The sequence below is a fragment of the Phycisphaerales bacterium genome (assembly GCA_020852515.1).
Taxonomy (GTDB): Bacteria; Planctomycetota; Phycisphaerae; order Phycisphaerales; family UBA5793; genus UBA5793.
Genome location: JADZAS010000002.1, coordinates 64,201 through 86,019, shown reverse-complemented (window position 1 = coordinate 86,019; position 21,819 = coordinate 64,201). Strand labels below are relative to the sequence as shown.

The window sequence follows — 21,819 nt, the reverse complement described above, 5'->3', positions numbered from 1 at the left end:
GCCCTTGAGCGCCTTCGTATTGGTGTAGCCGCGATCTTCGTATTGCTCTGCCAGACCGGCAGAAGTGTGTTCCTCCTGTCACGCGCAGTAGAAGATGATCTCCTGCTCCTTGGGGACGGAGTCGCGCTGTGATTCAAAATCCTGCAGCGATATCGCGCCCTGCAGGTGATTGTTCTCGAACTTCTCCGGCTCCTCGTAGCCGCATACCAGCAGCGCCTGGCCGGACTGTACGTCCTGCCGGGCCTGTTCAACGTCGATCCGCTCTGCTTTGTTGGCCATGGTCGATTTCCTTTCACTGCGTCCGCGCCGATGTGCGCGGGCCTGAACCTTGAGCATATCGAGGCGACGTGAATCCGCGGTAAGCAGGGGATGAAGCGCTCTTCACCCGCGAGGGTGGTTCGGGCTAGCATTTTTCATGCCCCACTCACCCAACGACATGATCGCCGCCGTGACCGAGTCGATGAAGAAGCGCACCGGCCGCACTGTTGAGCAGTGGGTCATGCTCGTGGGCAGGAGCGGCGTCGATCCGCTGGATCAGAATGCGGTGCGCAAGTGGCTCAAGAGCGAGCACGATCTGCCGCAGAATTCGCGCTGGGCGATCGCCGACGCCGCCGCGCAGGCGGCGGGGTGGAAGCGGCCGGATGTGGAGCAGTACATCGATTCGCAATACGCCGGCGACAAGGCGGCGCTGCGACCGATCTTTGACAAACTCCGCACGATCATCGAAGGCTTCGGCGAGGATGTCAGCGTCGAGGGGCGCTCATCCTACACGCCGTTCGTGCGCCGGCGGCAGTTCTGCGCCATCGCCGCGACGACGAAGACCCGTATCGATATCGGGCTGAAGTACACCGATGCGCCCAGGTCCCCACTGCTCACTCCCGCCAAGGCGCCAGGCCAGGCGACGCACAAGCTGGCGCTGAGCAAGGCATCGGAGATCACCGCCGAAGTGAAGAAGCTGCTCAAGGTGGCATACGAACAGAGCAGCAGCGGCTAAGGAGGACGTCATGACCGACGAATCCATGCAGGAAGCTATCGAAAGCGTGACTGAGCAGATTCGGCGCGAAGTGTTCGCCGCGTTCATGCCGCTGAACGAGATTGTGCCGGCCGCTCTCGAGACGGTCGACGACGAGTGCGACACCGAGACGCTGCGGCCGATCGCGTCTCGCATCTTCGACGAGGTGCTTGCCGAGTACCGGTCACAGATGGCTGTGTGGCCCGGCGTGACCGACTGTGATCGTTTCGATGCAGCCTGTGCGGATCTTGAGGAGGCCGGTATCGTGTGCAGACAGAACTATCTCTGCTGCGGCACGTGCGGTTGCGGCGCGATTATGCAGGAGATGGAGGCCCAGCGAGACACAGGGCGCGAGGTCGTCGGATACCTCTTCTACCACGAGCAGGACACGGACGGCGCCCTGGACGGCGAGGGTGTCTATCTGAATTACGGCTCGGTCCTCTGCGGCGAAGGACCCGCTGTTGCGATCGGCCACCAGATTGTCGCCGCGATGCGGGCGCGGGGACTGCGTGTGGTCTGGAACGGCTCGATCGAACGGCGAATCCACGTTGCACTCGACTGGAAGCGGCGAAGAAGCGATTGCTGATCCTGTGGGATGAGAGGCGTTGATGACGATCGGCGTGCGTTGGTCGCCGATTCTCGTGCTCATCGAAGTCGCCAGGCGCTGGCGCAGTACAACCTGTCGCACCGGCGCCGCGGCGGTATGATCTACGCATGGGCAGGCGCATCATGTTCGGCGTGGCGGTGGTGATCGCCCTGTGCTGGGTCGCGAGTTACTGGCGGCCGGGCACGCGGCAGCCGATGGGCGATCTGAATCGCGTGCAACTCATTGACGGCGCGCTCGTTTGGACGAGCCGGCCGCTGGGCAACAGCCGCATTCTGTACAACGGCTCGCAGCGGTTTCTTCGTACGCTGTGGTGGACGGACTGGTCGTTTACCGGCGCACGGCTGACGGCGGGCGCGACGACGACCGCGGCCCGCGTGCTGCCGCTCTGGCTGCCGCTGCTGGGATCGGTCGGCGTGGCGCTGTTGCTGCCTAGGCGCGGGTTTGCGAAGGGCTGCTGCGCAGCGTGCGGCTACGACCTGCGCGGGGCAGCGCACCAGGCGTGCCCGGAATGCGGCAGATCGGTCGTTCAGTCACCTTACACGCAGGAGCAGTCAGATGGATCATAATGCTGCCTTCACTCTCATCGACTGCCAGGTCGGCCTGCTCGAAGGCGACTGGCCCGTCGTCGGCGCGGACAGGCTCATCCCGCTCTGGACGGACCTGCTGAAGCGCGCCCGAGCCGCCGGCATGCCCGTGTTCTTCGTCCGACACGGAGAGGGTCCCGGCACGCCGCTCGAACACGGCACGCCCGGCTGGCAGGTGCATCCCGATGTCGGGGCCCGGCCGGACGACACGTACTTTGACAAGACGACCTGCGACACGTTTGCCTCCACGCCGCTGGCCGAGGAGTTGGAGCAGCGCGGCATCAGGCGCCTCATCATCGCCGGCCTCGAGGGGCCGCACTGCATTCGCGCCACGACGCTGGGCGCGCTGCAGCGCGGCCTGCGGGTCACGCTCATTCAAGACGGCCACGGCACGTACAACAGTGACACGGAGTCGGCCGAGCAGATCACGCAGGCCGTGAATGATGAACTCGCGGACCGCGTGACACTCGTCGCGGCGTCGGATGTGTGCTTCGATTGAGCCATGCGTGACGCGCCACAGATCCCGGGTGCTGTGAGCAAGCCGCAGGCTGCGCGCAGGCCGGGGGCATCGGTGAAGGGCAGATCCTGACCATGCTCGGCCGGTCGCACAAGATCATCATTGGGTGCGTTGCAGTTGCCGTTGTAGTTCTGTTGGCGCTGATCGCAGTGGGAGTCCGGGTCGCAGCCGATTGGTCCAACCCCTTTGATGACGAGGTTTTTACGCCAGCGGCCTGGGCGGCCGCGCGCCGACCCGAGGATCGCGCCGCCATGGCCGATGACCTCGTCGCCCACCACCTGCCTGCGGGAATGGCGACTGCTGCCGTGGTGACGCTGCTCGGGCAGCCGGATGAGACATACGACAAAGGCTGGCTAGAGCAGCGACGATACACCAACGAGCAGATCTACTCGTACTACATCGGGAGCTGGAGCCTGCACGGCTGGGACGACGCGTTCGTTTCGCTCGAGTTCGATGCCGCGGGAGTGCTTGTTCACTGCGCAATCCGCGGCTACTGACATGACATTGTTGTGCCCCATCATCTCCGGGGGGACGGACGAGTCCGTACGTCTGCGCGATGCGGTGCGCCCACGGAACATTGAGTGGCGAACGTCTCCGGGGTGGCGGTACTATCGACGGATCCAGTGCTAACCTCGAGTCGATCCGTGGCGTTTCAAACTCGCTATGGAAGGAGAGATCAATGGCCACCTTCAACCAACCCATCGTCCCCTGCCTCTGGTTCGACAGCCAAGGCGAGCAGGCGGCGAAGTTCTACACGTCTATCTTTCCCAATTCGAGCATCGGCAAGATCAGCCGCTACAGCGAGGCGGGCAAGGAGCATCACCGCCGCGAGCCGGGTTCGGTGCTCACGGTTTCGTTCACGCTCAACGGCCAGGAATTCCTCGCACTCAACGGCGGACCGGAGTTCAGGTTTAGCGAGGCGATCTCCTTCCAGGTCATGTGCGATGATCAGGATGAAGTCGATCACTACTGGGGCCGCCTCAGCCAAGGCGGGCCGCCCGAGGCGCAGCAATGCGGCTGGCTCAAGGATAAGTTCGGCGTCTCCTGGCAGATCGTGCCGCGCGTCCTCATGGACTTCATCAGCGATCCCGATCCGAAAAAGTCCGGTCCGGCCATGACCGCGATGATGCAGATGAAGAAGATCGACATCGCCGCATTGCAGCGCGCCGTGGCGGAGTGAAGTCGGTCCGGCTTGACGACATCGAGTGATCGGGCTTTTGCCTGCGCCCCCGCCTCCTCGAATCATCCTACCATCCTTCAGATGGATCGATCTGCCCGGCTCCGCCGTCAGGTGGACGTGCCGTCGGCAGGAGTTCCGCATCACATGACCATTTCATCCCCATCGCCCGCTGCGCCGAAAATCAAGTTCAACGGCAGCGATCGATTCGTCCGCGAACTCAAACGTCGCGTGGACGCCTACTTCGAGCAGACCGGCCGCCGCCGCCGCGACTGCCCGCAGATGTACTTCAAGACCGCGACGATTCTCGCGTGGTTCTTCGGGGCCTACTTCCTGCTCCTGTTTGCCGTGACCAGCTGGTGGATCATCGTGCCGCTGGCGATGGTGCTCGGCGTGGCCATGGCCGCCATCGGCTTCAACATCCAGCACGACGGCGGACACAGCGGCTACAGCGAATCCACCTGGGTCAACAAGATCATGGCCATGAACCTCGACCTCATGGGAGGCAGTTCATACCTCTGGGCCTGGAAACACAACACCTTTCATCACACCTACCCCAACATCGACGGCCACGACGACGACATCGACCTCGGCCTGCTCGCCCGGCTCTCGCCCCACCAGCGCCGCCTGTGGTTCCATCGCGCCCAGGGCATCTATCTCTGGCTGCTCTACGGCTTCCTCGCCATCAAGTGGCACTTCTACGACGACTTCCGCCAGCTCGCCGCGGGCCACATCAGCGGCCACGCGATCCCCCGGCCGCGCGGCGCGGATCTCCTCGTCTTCGTCGCCGGCAAGATCGCCTTCTTCTCCCTCGCCTTCGTCATTCCGATGCTGCTCCACCCGTGGTGGGCGGTGGTGGGGGTCTACGCCATCGCGGCTTTCGTCAGCGGCGTCGTGCTGAGCATCGTCTTCCAACTCGCCCACTGCGTGGAAGAGGCCAACTTCCCCGCGCCCGCCATCGGCGCCGACGGCGTCCATCGCATGGACTCCGAGTGGGCCGTGCACCAGGTCCAGACCACCGTCAACTTCGCGCGCGGCAACCGCGTGCTCTCGTGGTTCCTCGGCGGCCTCAACTTCCAGATCGAACATCACCTCCTCAGCAGGATCTGCCACGTCCACTACCCCGCCCTCTCCAAGGTCGTCGAGGAAGTGTGCAACGAGTTCGGCGTGCGCTACGCCTCACACGAAACCTTCTGGTCCGCCCTGCGATCCCATGCGCGCTGGATTCACCACATGGGCCAGCCGGTGCTGGTGAAGGCGGACTAAGCGCGGCGCTGGGGGGCGCGGCCTTGCGCTTCGCATGGCTATGCTGGGTGCCGTGGTCTAAGCGAGGCTCCGCGAGCGCAGGCCACGCGAGTGCGCGATCGACGATCAAATCGTCTTGATCCTCCGCGGCGTCTGGGCGAGTGGCGGGGTGCCGCGGTCCAAGCGAGGCTCCGCGAGCGCAGGCCACGCGAGCGCGCGATCGACGATCAAATTGTCTTGACCCTCCGCGGCGTCTGGATGTGTGGCAGGGCCGTGCAGCGCCCTGCAACACTCGTTGCCATCCGCAGGTGCCGATATAGCATTGGCCGCGTCCCTCCGTTGACGCCTTTACGACTCATCCGTGGACTCCACTATGCCCTTCGATCTCCAGCCAACTCTGCAAGGCGAACTCGTGCAGCTCCGCCCCCTGCGCGAGGAGGACTGGGACGACCTCTACGCGGTGGCCCGCGACCCGCTCATCTGGGAGCAGCATCCGCATCACAACCGCTGGCAGCCGGGGGTGTTCCGCGCGTTCTTTGACAAAGGCATGCAGTCCGGCGGCGCGCTGGTCGTGATCGACCGGGCAACCGGCCTCCTCATCGGGTCATCGCGGTTCCATCCGCACGATGAACAGGACGGCGGCGACCTCGAGATCGGCTGGACCTTCCTCGCTCGCTCGCACTGGGGCGGATCGTACAACCGCGAGATGAAGCGCCTCATGCTCGAACATGCGTTCAAGTACGTCGACCGCGTCATGTTCCTTGTGGGCGCGAGCAACCTCCGCTCCCAGCGCGCCATGGAAAAGATCGGCGCGATCCGCACCGGCACGCGCGACATCGAGGGCGGCCTGCCGCATGTCGTGTACCATATCGAGCGCGCTGCGTTTCAGATCGAGTGATTGCCGCAGCGCGACGACGGTGAGGATCGAGTCATGGCGCTTCAGGTCATCGGCGCCGGCCTGCCGCGCACCGGCACGAGTTCGCTCAAGCAGGCGCTGGCGATGCTGCTCGGCGGGCGCGTGCTGCACATGAGCAGCATTCGGCGACACCCGTTCGATCTGGGCGCCGACTGGCGCACGGCCCTGGCCGGCGGCGATCCGGACTGGCGACAACTCCTGGCGCCTTACGTCGCTGCGGTCGACTGGCCCGCTTCACACTTCTGGCGGCCCCTGAGCAGCGCTTTTCCCGAGTCCCTCGTGCTCCTGTCGCTGCGCGACTCGGCGAAGTAGTGGCTCGAAAGCGCCGAGGCCACGATCCTGCCGGTGGCGCGGCAGGCGTTCGCGCCCGACTGGTCGCAGGGGCGCGATCTCATCACGCTGCTCGAGCAGTTTGCCGGCACGAGCAACTGGGATGATCGCGCCACGCTCATGGCGGCGTACGACCGGCACAACGCGGCGGTGCGCGCAGCCGTCCCGCCGCATCGCCTGCTCGAATGGAAGGCTGCAGGCGGTTGGGCGCCGATCTGCGAGCGGCTCGGCCTGCCGATCCCGGATGCGCCCTTCCCGTGGCGCAGCCGGCGCGAGCAGTGGCGATAGTCGCGCCATACGCGCGGCCGCACCGAGGCCGTACAAACCGTACTGCCGCGCCGCCGTGATGCCTTGCTGCCTCGATGCCTCGATGCCTTCCGCCCCGCACTCAATTGAACCAGAATCCCCAGCGGAACACGCGGCCGTTGAACGCATCCTCCATGCGGCTCCACAGTCCCGGCTTGGTCAGCGTGCCCTGCTCCAGATAGGGCGCCGCCGCCGTCCCCTGGATCCACAGCACCAGGTCAAACCGACGCGGCTCCGTGAACACGCGCTTGAGATTGATTCCCATTCCCTCCGGCCGATCGTCCCACTCGGGCATGCGCCAGAAGCGCACGAGCCGCTTGCCGTCGAGCACGAGATCGGCCTCGTCGAGGAACATGAGCCAGGTGTCGCGGATCGCCGGCGTCACCTCCGCGCCGGGAATGACCGAATTCTGAATCGAACTGGGAATCCACTCGCGATCGTTGTCCGTCTCTGCGTCGATGTGCTTCCACATCTCCCGACCCATGGCGATCACCATCTTGAGATGCTCATGCGCACTGAGCAGTCGCTTCGGCTCGCGCACTTCGAACTGCATGAGGTGGAAGAAGGCAACCCAATCGGAGACCGGCATCCACTCGTAATCCCGGTACTCGTACTCCTTCTGCAGGAAGGGGAACGGCGTCTCCGGCTTGGCGAACGCCAGGTGCGAGCAGTGGTTGAACAGCGCCTCGCGGTCGTGCGCCAGCGCGGCGTCGGTCAGCGCCATGATGAAGTGGCAGTAGCCGCGCAGCCAGGAGACGTCAGCCCGGTCGAAGGCGATGGCGAATTCCGCTGCGCCTTGCTCGCTTGCGTCGAAGCGGCCCTGGAAGCGGTTGAACAGGGCCCAGATGGCCTCGCTCTCATCGCCTCGGCCGTCGCCGTTGATATCGAGGCGCAACTGCCCGATGTAGACGCGGAGTTTCACGTGATCGTCGGTGATCTGGGCCAGTGTCGCTTCGCTCCTGGCGACCGCCGCCTGCCATGACTCGATCATCTCGTTAAGTGCGGCGTAGGTGAGCGGCTCAGGTTGGGGATTCTGCGGCACCGAAGATGGATCGATGGGCACAATCCACTCCATGAACGGCGCGCCGTGCAGGAAGCCGTAGCGGTACAGATTGCTGAAGAGCACCTCGCCGCTGTGGAAGAACTGCGTCAGCCCAAGCCCAAACCGAACGTAATCGGAGCGCGGGTGCTCTGCAAGATAGGCGCTCAGCGCCTTCTCGCCCTCGACGAGACTCTCGCCGCTCAGCGCCGCTTTGACGAGCAGCACCTCCTGGTCGTTGGGGGAATCGACGCGCTGGGCTGGTGCGGTTGCACAAAGCGCCAGCGCGCAGACCGCGGCAGTGAGAAGCGTGATCGAGCGTGACATGGCATCTCTCCTTGATGATCCCAATCAGATGCGCCGGGCCGGATCGGCTTGATGATGCTAGCCGGGGCAGCGGTGCGCGGAACATGGAGCATCCGGCCCTGTTTCGGCGGCGGTAAATGCATGTCCCCTCGAGCCGCAATCCGGACATGCACGCTCGCCGCGGCGCGGGCATACTACAAGTGTGATGAATCCTGCGACCTTCCATTGCCCACCCGACGAACGCGCGGAACCGCGCCGCCACGCGCGTGTCTTCCGCACGGTCATGTCGCCAGGGGAGCGCCGCAGGGGCGTGGTCGGCGGTCTGGTTGTGCTGCTCGCGCTGAATGCAGGGGCGCTGATCATCTCGCGAAGTCCAGGCGTTTCAGTCGCCGCCAGAGCAGACTGGGCCGCCATGCTTCACGTAATCTCGTGGCTGCCAGGGATGCTCGTGCTTCTCTGCTGGCTCATTCCCCAGAAGGTCATGCGCGTTTCGCCGCGCGGCATCTGGTATGCACAGACGCGATGCGGCCGCATACCCGGCACGAGCAGAAGGTGGGCCGCCAGATGGAATGACATCGACCGGCTCAGGTGGGGCGCCCGCCGGTGCGACCTGCGACTTGGCCGGAAACGGAGGAGCCTTCAACTGACGCATTGGCAAGGCGCGGGAGCCGCCGACGTTCGCAACCTGATCGCCACACAACTTGCCGACCGCTTCGACCTCAGCAACGGTACCCTCGAAGAGCGGCGGCTGCGCCATCGCGCGTCCTGGACTTGGGGCCGTCATCTGCTCGACAAGGCCGAACTGATCTGTTGTGCGCTGGGAATGCTCGCGGTTCCATTGTTACCGATGAGCGTTGTCTGTGGTCGCTTCGATGTGGCGCTGGGAGCGCTCCCTTTCGTCGAAATGTTCATCGCCAATCTTCTCTACGAGCGCCGCCTCGGCTGGCAGGAGCCGAAAGGATCATGCGTGTGGAGTGAAGTCAAACGCGGAGATTCATTGGCGCCGATTTGAAGTCTGCGGTCCGCGGCGGCCGATGACGTGGAGGAGTCCAGAGACTTTCCTTTGAACCGCAAAGCCATCATCATCCTTGTGCTGCTCGCACTCGCCGGCTTGGCGCTCCTGGCGTCTTCGAGCGCGGTTCGCAGCCGCGCCTATGGCGTTTACACGCGCCTGCGCGGCCGGGCGACGGTCGAACAGCGGCTGGCGGAACTCGGCCCACGCGTGCGCAACACCCTCATCGCGCAGTGTGGCGAGATGGGAGTTCCCTATCCGCCGGCCAGGCTCACACTACTCGTGCTCAAACAGGAAGGCATGCTCCAGGTCTACGCGCCGACCGCCACCGGTGGAACGCAATGCATCGCGATCTATCCGATCCTCGGCGCAAGCGGCTCGCTGGGTCCAAAGCTGCGCGAAGGCGATCGCCAGGTGCCCGAAGGGTGGTACCGAATCGTGAGCCTCAATCCCAACAGCCGATTTCATCTCTCGATGGAGCTCGACTACCCGAATGAACTTGATCGCCGGGCCGCGGCGGCGGACGGCCGCGCGAACCTCGGCGGCGACATCTTCATCCACGGCGGCGATGCCTCGGTCGGCTGCGTCGCCATGGGTGATGCGGTCGCCGAGTTGCTGTTTGTCGGGGTTGCAGATGCGGGGCTCGAGAACGTAGAGGTGCTGATCGCACCGCTCGATCTGCGCCTGAATGAACTTCCCGATAATCTGAGAGGCGCCTGGCGCGATTCGCTCTACAACCAGATTGCCGAGAGAATGGCGCTGCTTCCGGTGCCTTGAGAGAGGAGACGGATGAGGTGGAGACGACTTCGATCCTGCTGCCGGCGCTGGGGGTCCTGGGTTTGGCAACCGTCTAGATCCAGTCGGCCGGCGACACTCCGTAGCCGCCGGCCGCGCCCCGGGCAGCCTCTGGATCTTCTCGTCGCGCCCGTCATCGGCGCCGCACTGGCGGTGGCAATGTGGCGGCGGGTCGTGGCGAGCCCTCGAAGCTGATCTCCGGGCACCGCGACAACCATCCTCCTATCCTGATTCACCTTGTGATTTCCGTGGCTCCGTGGTGAAAAGGATCGGCAATGGCCTCGCACGACACCTCAAAGAAGAACACCGACTTCATCTCGTGGAACCTCGCAGCCTGGGCCGCCGGCCTGACGTACGAAAGCCTCTCGCCCGACGCTATCCAGAGCGCCAAACTCTTCCTCTTCGACTCCCTCGGCTGCGCCTTGGGCGGGTCGCAGCAGCATGATGTGCACATCGCCCTCGAGCACTTCAAAGAGATGGGCGGCCGCAGCGCCTGCACCGTGTTCGTGGACGGCTTCCGCACCAGCCCGGTTGACGCGGCGTTCCTCAACGCGCTGATGATCCGCGCGATGGACTACAACGATATCTACTGGAAAGCCGATCCGGCGCACCCCTCTGACATTATCCCGGCGCCGCTGGCGATCTGCGAACTCAAGGGCCTGGGCGGCCGCGATCTCATCCTCGGCATCGTCATCGCCTACGAGATGGAAATGCGCCTGGCCGAGTTCGCCGAGCCAGGCATCCGCGAGTACGGCTGGCACCATGCGACGATCACCAGCATCGCTTCGCCCATTGCCGCCGGGCGCATGCTCGGGCTCAAACCCGAGAAGATTCAGCAGGCGATCGGCATCAGTGCCGCCCCGTCGATGTGCCTCGGCGCCGTCACGGCCGGCAAACTCACCAACATGAAGAACACCGTCGATCCGCTCGCCACGCGCTGCGGCGTCGAGGCCGCCATGCTCGCGCAGCGCGGCTACACGGGGCCCGAGCACGTCATCGACGGCAAAGAGGGTCTGACGCACTGCTTTGGCAAGTTCGGCGGCAAGTTCAATCTCAACATGCTCACCGACGGTCTGCCCAAGTGCAGCGGCTGCCATTACAAAATCATCGACTGCGGCATGAAGTCGTTCCCCATCGAAGCCCTCAGCCACGCGCCGCTCACCGCCATGATGAAGTGCGTCGCCGAGAACAACATCAGCGCCGCCGACGTGGCCGAGATCAAAGTCGAAGTCATCGCCCGCGCCGCCGACATCCTCGGCGACCCGGCCAAGTATCGCCCGACGGGCAAAGAGACCGCGGACCACTCGTTGCCCTACTCACTCGCAGTGGGGCTGGTGGACGGCATGGTGACGCCGCTGCAGTTCAAACAGGAGCGCATCGATGACCCGAACCTGCGGCCGGTGATGGACAAGATCAAGGTTGTCCCCAATGACGAGTTTGAGTCGCTCTTTCCCAAATTTCAGCCCAGCCGCGTGACGATCACGCTCAACGACGGACAGTCCTTCTCCAAGCGCGTCGATGTGCCCAAGGGCGACCCGCGCGATCCGATGACTGAAGAGGAGATCGCCGTGAAGTTCAATGCACTCGGTCGGGACGTGGTGGGGGAGGAGCGCTGCGCTCAACTGCGCAAACTCATCATGAGCCTCGACGAGCACAACGACGTCGATGCGCTGATTGATCTGATGAAGGCGTAGGTCGGGACAAGGCTCGGCGCAGGCCCGGCAGTGCGAAGACGCACTGGATAGCGCGACATGATCGAGTTCGTGGTTGACATCTTCGAGCGACTTCCCAACCAGTCACTCGCGGCGTATGTGTGCAAAGTGCTCACGGGACTGCTCTTCCCGCTTGCATTACTCGGCGCCGTCTTCTTTGGGATCATCGTCGGACTCGAATTGACGGGAGTGAACCCTCAGCGACTCGGTCTGGGCATCACGCTGACCGTCGTGCTGGGAGTCATCGCAGCTATTTGCTTCATAATTAACTCACGATTGAGTCGCGCACCTCGCCCCTAACCACGAGGCAGTCCGTGTGTTCCCCATGACCCCCAACGAATTCACCGCATTCTTCCACGAGCAGCGCGCCTCGGCGATCCTCCGCACCGATCGCGCCGCCGCGGTTGCTCCTGCGATGGACGCCGCCATCCGCGCCGGCTTTCGCATCTGCGAGTTCACGCTCACGGTTCCCGCTGTCTTCGAGCACATCGCCGCGTTCTCGAAGCGCGATGGTATCGTCGTCGGCGCCGGTACGGTGCTGACAGTCGATGATGCGCGCCGGGCGGTGCAGGCCGGGGCGCGATTCCTCGTCTCGCCGGTCGTCGATGAGGCGGTGATCGAAGAGGCGCACCGCCTCGGTGTGGCCGCCATGCCCGGAACGCACACGCCCACCGAGATGCTCCGCGCCCACCGCGCGGGCGCTCCGCTGCAGAAGCTCTTCCCCGCGCCCGGCATCGGACCCGCGTACGTCAGGGCCTGCCTCGGCCCGATGCCGTTTCTGCGGATCGTGCCCACCAGCGGAGTCGATGCATCCAATGCGGCCGCGTACTTCGCCGCCGGCGCCTTCGCCGTCGGGTTCGTCGCGCCTCTTTTCGATGCGGACGACCTCGCCGCCGGCCGCTTCGATCGCATCGAGCAGCGCGGCCGCGAACTGCTCGCGGCGTGCGCGAAACGCTGAATCACGCGCGCATCAGCGTCATCTCGACGCGCACCAGCCGCGCCGACTCCAGCATGTTCTGCATCTGCCGCGCATCCGCAGCCCGCCCCTCAACCAACCGTCCCTCGGCGGCGACCTGCAGCGCATCGCCGACAAACGGCCACGGCTCAACGCACCACGCCGTTTCGTCCTGGCGCGTGACCTCGAGATCGACCGACCCCCCGGCCAATGGCGCCGACTTCACCTCGCCTCGCTCCGACTCATTCATGCACACAATCAGCGATAGCCAGTCCCACGCGGCGATGAGCCGGCTCGCCCGCTCGATCGCCTCGTCGCTCACCTCCGCGCTCCAGCCGCGCCCTGCGCGGAGCAGTTCGAGCCACCGCGATTGGGCCCGCTTCTCGCTCTCCAGGTGCGCCAGCACCTCCGGCTCGCTCTGCACCTGCGCCAGTGTGTGAAAGCGCTCGTAGAGCCCGGTGCCGTGGCGCGACACGAGCAGCGCCGCCAGCGTGCTCATACTCTCAACGCGCCGGCCGGCGTTCGACCAGATCGCAAGATGCTCCGCAGTTTCCAGTTCGAGAAACGTGCGCGGCAGGCCGGTCTTCGGGTTGAAGGTCGGCTGCCGCTCCCAGTCCGTCCACCCGACGTCGTGCTGCTCGGCCGCCAGCAGGACGTCTTCGCGCGGCTCAAACCCATCCGCCCAAGCGCGGGCCATCTGCCCGCTCACCCACGCATGCGCCGGTTGCGTCAACAGTACGATGCCTTGCGCCGTTGGCCTGTGCAGCATGGCCATCCTCCTGAACGCATTCTATGGGCGGCGATGTGTGAGCGCCATGTGAGCGTCAGGCGAGCATTCAAACGTTCGGCAAACCTGTTCCTCATGTCGTGATTTTTGCGTTAGTTCCACCCGGCGGCATGGCGGGAAGCCAAGATGCGGCAAACATTGTCTCGTTGACGGCGGCGGCACTCCTTTCCAGAGTGGCGCTGTCGAGTGGGTCCGCTCGATCACGTTGATCGTCAATTCTGCGGATCGATGGGTGAGTGGTTGGAGCGGCGCTGCTCGCTCCCGAACCTGAAGGAGTCGAAATGAACAAGCACGTGAAGGGATCGATCCTGGTGTGCTCGGCCATGGCCGCCATGGGTCATGTGGCCATCGCTGGCGAGGGCCCGGGCGACGCCGATGCGCGCGTCGCCGCGCTCGAATCGCAGCGCGATCAACTCGATGCGCAGATCAACGCCATGAAGCAGGGCGACCGAGGCGCCTGGCTCAGCGGAGCCCGCGCTGAAGAAGTCCGCGCCCTCGTGCGCGAAGTCATGGCTGAAAGCGAAACGCGCTCGAGCCTTTTGGCCGAGGGCATGAACGCCGGCTGGGACAAGGGCTTCTTCCTCAAGAACGACGACGGCACGTTCTCGCTCAAGATCAAGGGGCAGACGCAGTTCCGCTACGTCTGGAACAGCAAGGACTCGCCCGACACCGACGTCGCATCCTTCGAGATGCGCCGCGCCAAGCTCGAGTTCTCCGGCAACATCTACTCCAAGGATCTCAAGTACAAGATCAAGGGCGCCTTTGAACGCAACGGCGGCGCCTTCGTCCTCGAAGACGCCTACGGCGAATACATCCTCGGCAACGGCTGGTCCTTCAAGTGGGGCCAGTACAAGCCCGCGTTCATGACCGAAGAGACGATCAGTTCATCAAAGCAGCTCGCCGTCGATCGATCGGTGGTCAACGAGATCACCAACCTCGGCTTTTCGCAGGGCGTCGAGCTGAACTACGAGAGCGAGAACATCGCCTTCGCCGCAGGCTTCACCGACGGCGCCACGCTTTCAGCCACTGGTGCTGCCGGAAATCGAGCCAACACCAACTTCAGCAACGACACCACGGAGTGGGCCCTCAACGCCCGCATCGATGGCCTGCTCGCCGGCACGTGGAAGCAGTTTGAAGACTTCACCTCGTGGTCCAGCGATGAAACCGGCTTCAAGATCGGCGCCGGCCTCTTCTGGCAGGACGGCGAATACGGCACCGGCGCGCCCGACGAAGTCCAGTGGCTCCAGTGGACGGTGGACGCACAGGCCGAGTTCGGCGGGGCCAACATCTTCGGCTCGGTCGTCGGACGCCACAGCGACGCCAACATGACGACCACGACCGACGTCGACCAGTACGGCTTCGTCGTCCAGGGCGGTTACCACATCGTCCCCGACAAGTTCGAGATCTTCGGCCGCTACGAGTGGTTCGACTTCGACGGCGCCTTCGCCGACGACTACAACGCCGTCACCATCGGCTTCAACTACTACTTCCACAAGCACGACTGGAAGTGGACCACCGACCTCGTGTGGAACCTCGACCGCGTGCCCTTCAGCGTCAGCGGCGTGGGCCTGCTGAGCGACGGGGCGACCGATGAAGACCAGGTCGCGCTGCGTACGCAGGTGCAGATGCTCTTCTGATGCCTCATGATGCGGCGCCGCGGCATGCGGCGCCGTGCTGCCGCACCTGCCTGGAGGGTGCGGCGACAATCCGCGACTTCAACGGGCGCTTCCACCCGCCCGACGGCGCAGCCGACGGCCACCAACCACCGCCGGCTGCCCGTCTTTTCTGGCTTGGTCGGCGCCGGCCCTAAGTGCCCGCCGGCGCTACTCGAACTCATGCACGACGAGTTGACTGATCGCGCACCCATTCTGTTGCACGGCCTGGATGAGGACGCCGCCGAGGTTGCGGGCTGCCGTGGGGACGAAGCGCGTCAACGTGGCGACGCCGTTCTGGTTGGCGACGGCAGTCCCGATCTGGATCGGGTCGTCGAGTTGGAGGGTGACGCCGTCGGTGTGATTGCAGCCGGGCACGAGTGTGCCGCCGCCGGTGGTGCTGTAGAAGAAGGCGATGCGCTCGCCCGGGGTGCAGCCCGTCACGCGCATGCCATTGACCGTGCCGGCGTTGCCAGGTTGCGGGCCTTGCAACGTGAGCGTCGGATGGACCGGCGTGATAAGCACGGCCGTGTACTCCTGATTGAGTCCCCCAATGCGATCGCCGTACGCGACGATCTCGCCCCGGTCGTTGATGTCGAGTGGAGCCAACAGCTGCCGCCACGTATGGCGAGGCGGAAGCACGGTAAGGAGATCGACCATTGGTCCCGCGCCCTCGTAAAGAAATCCACTGATGTGATCGAATTCTCCATCCACATCCAGGTAACCGACGATCTGATTCACTGAATTGATCGCATAAGCGTGAGACTCGTATCCGATGGAGGACCGGTGGATGCTCCGGATAACGCGGTTCTCCCAAACCACTGCTTGGCGCTCTCCGGTCGAGGCTGTGGCGTATCCGGCGATCAGGCCACCATTATTAATGTCCTCTGCGATGCTGAATGAGCCGTTGGGCAGCGTGCCGAGGTTGATCATCTGGCCATCTTCCCAAAGAAAGGCGCGACTACTGAGGGGCTGAATACCGGAGACACCCACAAGTTGGCGAGATTCGTTGATCGCCTTGGCGCCGCCGCTCGGACGACCCAAATCCCCCAGATCGATCATCTGGCCATCCTCCCACAAACAAGGATGGCGGACTCCATCCGGCCGATCAGACGATCCTGCGATCTGCCCTGAATCACTAATGTCCCATCCAAATGAGTCTTCGCCTCCCAACGTGCCCATGTCGATTGCTGTGCCGTCCGCCAGCCACTTCACCGCGTGCTGCACGCTCATCTGAACATAACTTACACCTGTCGCTTCGCCTTCCTCATTAACGTCGTACGCGGTGGCGCTGAACCCCTCAGTCAGTGGAGGCAGGAACTCGACCACGCCATCGCGCCAGACAAAGGACCGCACTCGACCGATAGAGATATCGAAGGTATCGCCGACCACAACACCGTTGTTGTTAATGGCGCGCGGCGTCGCGGAATAGCTGAAGCCGATATTGCCGATTTCAACAATGGCGAAGCGCGCGGCCGCCTGGCCGCGCGCTTGAGTGCAGACTCCAAATCCACTTAGCAATGCTGACACAACGATCATGGCCGGTGCCATTGCAAGGTTGGATTGCATGTGTCGTCCTTTCTGTTCTTGCAGAAAGCTCAAGGCCGAGTGACGCAGGAACACGATGCCGTAGGCGCATCGGGGTGTGGTACGAATGGGGCAGGAAAACGGGCAGGAAAACGGGACTGGTACGATTGTTTGCGAAAAACTCGCGACCGACTCGCCGCCTTCCCGGCGTGCCGAAGGCCCAACTGCGGCCACCCCGCCCAGAGCCAGCATGCTCATCGCGCGAATGCACGCGCTGGTCCTCGTGCATCTGCTTTCGATCACCGACTCGCCGACTTGTCCTCGCTGCAGATTCAGCGTTCCACTCCTTGCGACTCAACCGGTTCCGGCTGATGCCGCCGGCGAACGCACAGCGGCAGGGCGGTGGTTGGTCGATGCAAGTAGAACCGGCCGAGGCGCTGATAGCCAGCGGCATCCGCCCACAACGCTCTCGATCAGGGTGGAATTCTCGCGCTTGGAAAGACGCTGCGACTGAGCGTGAATCATTCAACGGCAAGAGTAGGCCGAGCCGCACCTGCACGTCTCGTCCGTCCGAGCCGGCATCCGCTGCTGGACCAGCAGCGTATCGTGTGCTGCCATGTGGCTGCTCCGCCATCCGTGGATGACTGCGATCGGCGCGGTGATCTTGCTGATCACGTGCCCGGCGGCGATTATGATCACGCTCATCACCAGCCGCGTGGGCGGCAAAACCGACGCCTGGCGGTCGCCGGCGCTGCCTGCCGCCCGCGGCGGCGACGGCGAGCCGATCCCGCAACTCGAATCCCACACCTGCGGCCTGCTGAGCCTTTCCGCCGCGTATGCGCTCTACGGCCTCTCGCCCGAGGAGAAGAACCTCCGCTATCGCCTGGGAGTCGATGTGCCGGCCAGCCCGATCGACTCAACCTCGACGGGCACGCTGCATCCCGATCTGCTCCGCGTGCTCGTGCAGGACGGCTTTGACTGTTCGATGCCGGCTGTCGCGGCCGGCGGGCGCGAAGCGCTGATGGCGCACCTGCAGGGTGGCGATGCGGCACTGCTGCTCATCCGCCGCCGCGAAACCGGCGGGCTGCACTGGGTGCTCTGCGATGCGATCGAGGGCGGCAATCTGCGCATCGTCGACTCGCTACAGCCCAAGCCGACGGTTGAGCCGCTGGACGCCTATCTGGCAGAGTGCGTGCTCTCAATCATTCTCATCCGGCCGGCCGAGTCGGGCGCAGAGGCGGACATCCATCAAGCGCACCGCGAGGGCGCGGCGGAGATGATCCGAGTGAAGCAGCGGCTCGATGAACTCAAAGCGCCGCAGCGCTGAGTCCCGCGTGGCACGTTGAGCCGGGCGGTACGCGGCCCTCGCGACTGGCGCTGACGCCGTGCGCTGCAGAAAAGCGACAGGGCCCGCGGACGAATCCGCGAGCCCTGTGATTGAGCGTTGCTGCTCCAGCGCGGGGCTGGAGGCGATGCCGCGATTACGGAATCTGCGCGACGTTGCTCGTGTCGCACGAAGGCACTTCGACGAGCTGGAGGTATCCGCCGCACGCGCCGGTGCCGGCCGCGCCGTTCACGCTGCCGCTGCCGCTGCCGGTGCTGATGGTGTTGACGAGGCGCAGGCCCTGGGTGCCCAGGCCGAGAGCGGTGCCCTGGCAGGGGCCGGTGGGAATGACGAACGCGCCGGTGTTGAGGGCGAAGACGATGCCCTGCGTGACGCTGGGAGTCGCGCCGCTCCAGGAGACGGTCAGCGTGCCGGGGCACTGGCCGGCGATGCTGAGGAAGTAGCCGCCGGCGTTGCCGAAGCCGGCGCCGGTGAGGTTGATCGTGTAGACATCAGAGGTGGTGCCGGAGGTCGTCCAGCTGATCAGCGGGCTGCCGGCGCCGGGGCCATCGGGAGCGCGCTCGACGTTGAAGGGGCTGTTGGCCCAGATGAGACCGCCGGCGGAGTTCGGGTCCGCGTTGTACTGGCTGACAGCGAGGTAGTACACGCCGGGGCTGTTGATGAACACGCCGGTGATGATGGACTGCAGGCCGCTGCCCGCCGGATCGTCGTCGTTGTGGGTGACGCCGTTGCCGTTGCTGTCGAACAGGAACAGCTGGGTGTCGAAGTTGGTCACGCCGACGGTCGAAGCGCTGAAGTTGGCGGTATCGGTGACGGTGATCTTGTAGAGATCGACGTCGTTGGAGTCGTGCGTGCCGGTGATCTGGGTCAGCGCGCCGGCGCCCTGCGTTTCCTGGCCGGGAAGCAGATTGGGAGCGTCGCCCTGCTCAGCCCACGTCTGGCCGTTGGCGATGCCGCCCGCGAGAGCCGCGACGGCAATCCCCGCAAAAATACCCACCTTTGCATTGAACTTGTTCATCTTGCCTTCCTCTTCCTTGCTTGGGCCGGTACTTCGGGGAGAACCGGCAAATGTTAAACTGGGCTTACTGGACATTCAGCAAACCCCCGCATCCCCTGAGGGATCGTTAATGTACCGCAATTCGTTCGGGAACGCAACCCTAACGCCGGCAATTCCCGTGAGATTGAGCACTTTCTGCGCCAGAGGGGGCGCCGACGGCCCGTTACTGGGCCAGAAGCGCCGGAGCCCGCGGTCCCAGGAGGTGCATACCCACGAGCATCGTCGTGTAGACCGGTGGGAACGCCGACACCGCCACCGACCACCGCGCCAGCCGGCGGGCCGTCCTCTCGCGCTGGCGGCTGATCACTTCGCAGATCACGATCACGAACAGCGTGAGCGAGAACTTGAAGCCGATGGCCCCGGGCAGGCCCCAATGGGCGATAACCGACGCCGCGATGGGGTTGATTTCATAGCCCCCGTGCTGATCGAGCACGAGCCAGGTGAGCACGATATCCAGCGACGACACGAGCACGAACATGGCGTAGATGTACGGGTAGCGCAGGGGCGGAATGCTGCGAAAAGTCAGCGGGGACTCGGGCATGGAGGGAGGCGCCGTTTGGATGATGGCCGGCTCGGCGCTCAGCCGAGTGGATGTGCCTGGCAGGCGCGGGTCCAGATTGGCCATGGTCATCGCGATTCTACCTCCCGCCGCGAGCACCATTCGCAGGGTTTCTCCGATGAGATCGGCAAAAACAGCAAGCAAATCCAAAACGACAGCCGGCCCCAGACGGGGCCGGCTGATTCAGGTTGCTGATTGGCCGCTTTGATTCAGGCGCGGGCTTCTGCGGCGGCGTCGGCGACGATCAGGTCTTCGATGCCCCCTTCGCCTTCGCCTTCCTCTTCAATCTTGCGGGTGAGGAACTTCTCTTCGAGTTCGATGCGGATTTTCTCGAGAGCCTTGTTCTGAATCTGCCGCACGCGCTCCTTGGTGACGCCGATGATCTGGCCGACCTGCTCGAGCGTAAGCGGCGTGTGGTTGTCCACGTCGATGCCGAAGCGATGATGGATCACGGTGCGCTCGATGCTGGAGAGGTTGGCGCGGTTGGCCACGACGATGCTCTTGACCTCTTCAGCGCAGTCTTCCTCGTGGGACGCGCGGCGCTTCTCGTGGTAATCGCTCCGCTCGAGCTTGGGATCGAAGTCCGCCGGGAAGCGCTGGCGGTACTTGCTCAGCTTCATGCCCTGGCGGCTGAACGCCTTGAGGATGGCGCGGCAGGCGTAGGTCGAGAACTTGAACCCGCGGCCGCAGTCAAACTTGTCCACGGCTCGCAGCAGCGCCATGTTGCCTTCGGAAACGAGATCGGCAAAGTCCACCTCGCTCATGCGCGTCCGCTTGGCCATGGCCAGAACGAGCGCGAGGTTCGTATTGGCGATCTGCTCGCGCATCTGCTCGGCCTTCCGATTCCAGCGGAGGATGTCCTCGGCCTGCTCGGGCGCCGGGTCGTGGCCGTTGAGTTCGATCTGCACTTTGCGCACGCGGTGCCGGGCGTAGTTGAACTGGAGGAACAGCACGCGCTCCTCGGCAGCGCTGAGCAGCACCTGCGTGGACTGCTTGGGCGTCTTGGACGTGGCCGTGAGCGAGTCCATCACCGGGTGGTACCAGGAGGTATCCGGCTTCTGGATATCCGGCGCTTCGCGATAGATCTTCTCCTCGGCGTCGGGCTCGTAGAAAGCCGCGTTGTCGATGAAGTCCATCGGCTCACGCAGGATGCGCTTGAGTTCCTGCCGGTCCTTGGCGCTGAGGCTGCGGCGGGCGCGCGCATGGGTCTTGGCGTCCTTACCGGACGCCTTGGAACGGCTGGTAACACTGACACCTGTCCGCCTCTGAATCTGTTCAAGAGGCGAGGCGGCCGACATCATCCGGCTCATGGCTGGTAGCCCTCTGGTACTGGCTGGGAACTTGGGGAAATTCTAACGGAATCCCCGGGATCACACCCGCGAATATACGCCAAAACCCAAAAGATGCTCATAATTTTTGCCTGAACGGCACGGAAAGCCGGTATCTACGGCATTTTACCTATCTGCACATCAAAAATGCCCGGCGTTCATCCACATTATGCGGACAAGAACCCGCCGAACCATGGCGGATTTCAGGCATCCCGCACCGGCGGGGCCGCGACGTCCCGAACTTCGCGCCCGCCCGACCGCGCGGCTGGGCCGGCTGGAACGTGTAGAATCGTTCTCGTCTCGGGTCGGAAGACCTTGGCCCGAACCCGGGGCGGACGCACCGTCCGCACCCCCTGACTCAAGACTATCCGCCAGCCAGAAGGAGAGTTGATCATGGCTTTCACGCTTCCTCCGCTGCCCTACGCCGCCAACGCCCTCGAGCCGCACATCGATGCCCGGACCATGGAGATCCACCACGACAAGCATCACGCGGCCTACGTGAACAACGCCAATGCCGCGCTCGAAGGCACGGAATGGGCCAACAAGACCGTCGAGGAGGTCATCACCCATCTCGACGCGATCCCCGACGCCAAGCGGACAGCGGTCCGCAACAACGCCGGCGGGCACGCCAACCACTCCCTGTTCTGGACTATCCTCACCGCCAAGGGCGGCGGAAAACCCTCGGGAGCGCTGGCTGATGCAATCAACAAAGACCTCGGTTCGTTTGACGCGTTCAAGGAACAGTTCACCAAGGCCGCTGCGACGCGCTTCGGCTCGGGCTGGGCGTGGCTCGGCGTCAAGAGCGACGGCAAACTCTGCGTGTGCTCCACGCCCAACCAGGACAACCCGCAGATGAAGGGACTGGTCGAGTGCCCCTGCAAGCCCATCCTCGGCTTGGATGTGTGGGAACACGCGTACTACCTGAACTACCAGAATCGCCGGCCGGATTACATCAACGCGTTCTGGAACATCATCAACTGGGACCAGGTCGGCAAGTACTACTCCGCCGCCAAGGGTGGATGACCCCGGAGACACGACCCAACAGAGCGGC

25 protein-coding genes are annotated in these 21,819 nt (G+C 64.3%); 18 read left to right on the top strand and 7 right to left on the bottom strand.

Going from position 1 to position 21,819, the window contains the following annotated elements; translation table 11 throughout:
* Positions 1–78: 78 nt before the first annotated feature.
* Complete coding sequence (locus IT430_00475; GenBank protein ID MCC6906388.1) at positions 79–279, bottom strand: hypothetical protein; 201 nt, start codon at positions 277–279, stop codon at positions 79–81.
* A gap of 136 nt (positions 280–415) precedes the next feature.
* On the opposite strand from IT430_00475, the gene IT430_00470 reads away from it, so the two are divergent.
* The 10 genes from IT430_00470 to IT430_00425 all read left to right on the top strand — a co-directional run bounded on the left by IT430_00470 (position 416) and on the right by IT430_00425 (position 6,676).
* Entirely contained in the window at positions 416–994 is a 579-nt protein-coding gene (locus IT430_00470) for a DUF4287 domain-containing protein (protein MCC6906387.1), read from the top strand.
* A gap of 10 nt (positions 995–1,004) precedes the next feature.
* Complete coding sequence (locus IT430_00465) at positions 1,005–1,598, top strand: hypothetical protein (GenBank protein ID MCC6906386.1); 594 nt, start codon at positions 1,005–1,007, stop codon at positions 1,596–1,598.
* Positions 1,599–1,726: 128 nt separating this feature from the next.
* Positions 1,727–2,185, top strand: a complete 459-nt coding sequence (locus IT430_00460; protein MCC6906385.1) for a hypothetical protein — start codon at positions 1,727–1,729, stop codon at positions 2,183–2,185.
* On the top strand, positions 2,175–2,702 hold the full coding sequence (locus IT430_00455; GenBank protein ID MCC6906384.1) for an isochorismatase family protein: 528 nt from the start codon (positions 2,175–2,177) through the stop codon (positions 2,700–2,702). Before IT430_00460 ends, IT430_00455 begins: the two co-directional genes overlap by 11 nt.
* A 269-nt stretch (positions 2,703–2,971) precedes the next feature.
* Positions 2,972–3,217: a hypothetical protein gene (locus IT430_00450; protein ID MCC6906383.1), complete on the top strand. Its 246-nt coding sequence runs from the start codon at positions 2,972–2,974 to the stop codon at positions 3,215–3,217.
* Between the two features lie 182 nt (positions 3,218–3,399).
* A complete protein-coding gene (locus tag IT430_00445) occupies positions 3,400–3,900 on the top strand; it encodes a VOC family protein (GenBank protein MCC6906382.1) in 501 nt (166 codons plus the stop codon).
* A 144-nt stretch (positions 3,901–4,044) separates the two neighbouring features.
* Complete coding sequence (locus IT430_00440) at positions 4,045–5,163, top strand: acyl-CoA desaturase (GenBank protein MCC6906381.1); 1,119 nt, start codon at positions 4,045–4,047, stop codon at positions 5,161–5,163.
* Between the two features lie 352 nt (positions 5,164–5,515).
* Positions 5,516–6,040: a GNAT family N-acetyltransferase gene (locus IT430_00435; GenBank protein ID MCC6906380.1), complete on the top strand. Its 525-nt coding sequence runs from the start codon at positions 5,516–5,518 to the stop codon at positions 6,038–6,040.
* A 33-nt stretch (positions 6,041–6,073) separates the two neighbouring features.
* On the top strand, positions 6,074–6,370 hold the full coding sequence (locus IT430_00430) for a hypothetical protein (GenBank protein ID MCC6906379.1): 297 nt from the start codon (positions 6,074–6,076) through the stop codon (positions 6,368–6,370).
* A gap of 33 nt (positions 6,371–6,403) precedes the next feature.
* On the top strand, positions 6,404–6,676 hold the full coding sequence (locus IT430_00425) for a hypothetical protein (GenBank protein ID MCC6906378.1): 273 nt from the start codon (positions 6,404–6,406) through the stop codon (positions 6,674–6,676).
* A 100-nt stretch (positions 6,677–6,776) separates the two neighbouring features.
* Here the strand turns inward: IT430_00425 and IT430_00420 are convergent, their stop codons facing one another.
* Positions 6,777–8,060: a hypothetical protein gene (locus tag IT430_00420; GenBank protein MCC6906377.1), complete on the bottom strand. Its 1,284-nt coding sequence runs from the start codon at positions 8,058–8,060 to the stop codon at positions 6,777–6,779.
* Between the two features lie 391 nt (positions 8,061–8,451).
* Here IT430_00420 and IT430_00415 point away from each other — a divergent pair, with 391 nt between their 5' ends.
* From IT430_00415 to IT430_00395, 5 genes are all read left to right on the top strand, one after another.
* A complete protein-coding gene (locus IT430_00415; GenBank protein ID MCC6906376.1) occupies positions 8,452–9,051 on the top strand; it encodes a hypothetical protein in 600 nt (199 codons plus the stop codon).
* A 51-nt stretch (positions 9,052–9,102) separates the two neighbouring features.
* Positions 9,103–9,828 (top strand): L,D-transpeptidase family protein, encoded by a 726-nt coding sequence (locus IT430_00410; protein MCC6906375.1) that lies wholly within the window; start codon positions 9,103–9,105, stop codon positions 9,826–9,828.
* Between the two features lie 293 nt (positions 9,829–10,121).
* Positions 10,122–11,540 carry an MmgE/PrpD family protein gene (locus tag IT430_00405; GenBank protein ID MCC6906374.1) on the top strand — a complete coding sequence of 473 codons (1,419 nt, stop codon included), beginning with the start codon at positions 10,122–10,124 and terminating at the stop codon, positions 11,538–11,540.
* Positions 11,541–11,597: 57 nt separating this feature from the next.
* On the top strand, positions 11,598–11,858 hold the full coding sequence (locus tag IT430_00400) for a hypothetical protein (GenBank protein MCC6906373.1): 261 nt from the start codon (positions 11,598–11,600) through the stop codon (positions 11,856–11,858).
* 25 nt (positions 11,859–11,883) lie between these two features.
* Positions 11,884–12,516, top strand: a complete 633-nt coding sequence (locus tag IT430_00395) for a hypothetical protein (GenBank protein ID MCC6906372.1) — start codon at positions 11,884–11,886, stop codon at positions 12,514–12,516.
* Between the two features lies 1 nt (position 12,517).
* On the opposite strand, the gene IT430_00390 is transcribed toward IT430_00395, so the two are convergent.
* On the bottom strand, positions 12,518–13,282 hold the full coding sequence (locus IT430_00390) for a DUF3891 family protein (protein ID MCC6906371.1): 765 nt from the start codon (positions 13,280–13,282) through the stop codon (positions 12,518–12,520).
* 299 nt (positions 13,283–13,581) lie between these two features.
* Here IT430_00390 and IT430_00385 point away from each other — a divergent pair, with 299 nt between their 5' ends.
* The gene (locus IT430_00385) at positions 13,582–14,937 is read left to right on the top strand and encodes a hypothetical protein (GenBank protein MCC6906370.1); all 1,356 of its coding nucleotides are present in this window, start codon (positions 13,582–13,584) and stop codon (positions 14,935–14,937) included.
* Positions 14,938–15,123: 186 nt separating this feature from the next.
* On the opposite strand, the gene IT430_00380 is transcribed toward IT430_00385, so the two are convergent.
* Positions 15,124–16,737 carry a hypothetical protein gene (locus IT430_00380; GenBank protein ID MCC6906369.1) on the bottom strand — a complete coding sequence of 538 codons (1,614 nt, stop codon included), beginning with the start codon at positions 16,735–16,737 and terminating at the stop codon, positions 15,124–15,126.
* Between the two features lie 400 nt (positions 16,738–17,137).
* On the opposite strand from IT430_00380, the gene IT430_00375 reads away from it, so the two are divergent.
* Positions 17,138–17,806 carry a hypothetical protein gene (locus IT430_00375; protein MCC6906368.1) on the top strand — a complete coding sequence of 223 codons (669 nt, stop codon included), beginning with the start codon at positions 17,138–17,140 and terminating at the stop codon, positions 17,804–17,806.
* Positions 17,807–17,960: 154 nt separating this feature from the next.
* Here the strand turns inward: IT430_00375 and IT430_00370 are convergent, their stop codons facing one another.
* The 3 genes from IT430_00370 to IT430_00360 form a co-directional block, all read right to left on the bottom strand.
* On the bottom strand, positions 17,961–18,842 hold the full coding sequence (locus IT430_00370; protein MCC6906367.1) for a PPC domain-containing protein: 882 nt from the start codon (positions 18,840–18,842) through the stop codon (positions 17,961–17,963).
* 202 nt (positions 18,843–19,044) lie between these two features.
* Positions 19,045–19,506, bottom strand: a complete 462-nt coding sequence (locus IT430_00365; protein ID MCC6906366.1) for a hypothetical protein — start codon at positions 19,504–19,506, stop codon at positions 19,045–19,047.
* A gap of 143 nt (positions 19,507–19,649) precedes the next feature.
* Positions 19,650–20,750 carry a sigma-70 family RNA polymerase sigma factor gene (locus tag IT430_00360; GenBank protein ID MCC6906365.1) on the bottom strand — a complete coding sequence of 367 codons (1,101 nt, stop codon included), beginning with the start codon at positions 20,748–20,750 and terminating at the stop codon, positions 19,650–19,652.
* A 411-nt stretch (positions 20,751–21,161) separates the two neighbouring features.
* Here IT430_00360 and IT430_00355 point away from each other — a divergent pair, with 411 nt between their 5' ends.
* Positions 21,162–21,791, top strand: coding sequence for a superoxide dismutase (locus IT430_00355; protein ID MCC6906364.1), 630 nt, complete (start codon positions 21,162–21,164; stop codon positions 21,789–21,791).
* The last annotated feature ends 28 nt before the right edge of the window (positions 21,792–21,819 follow it).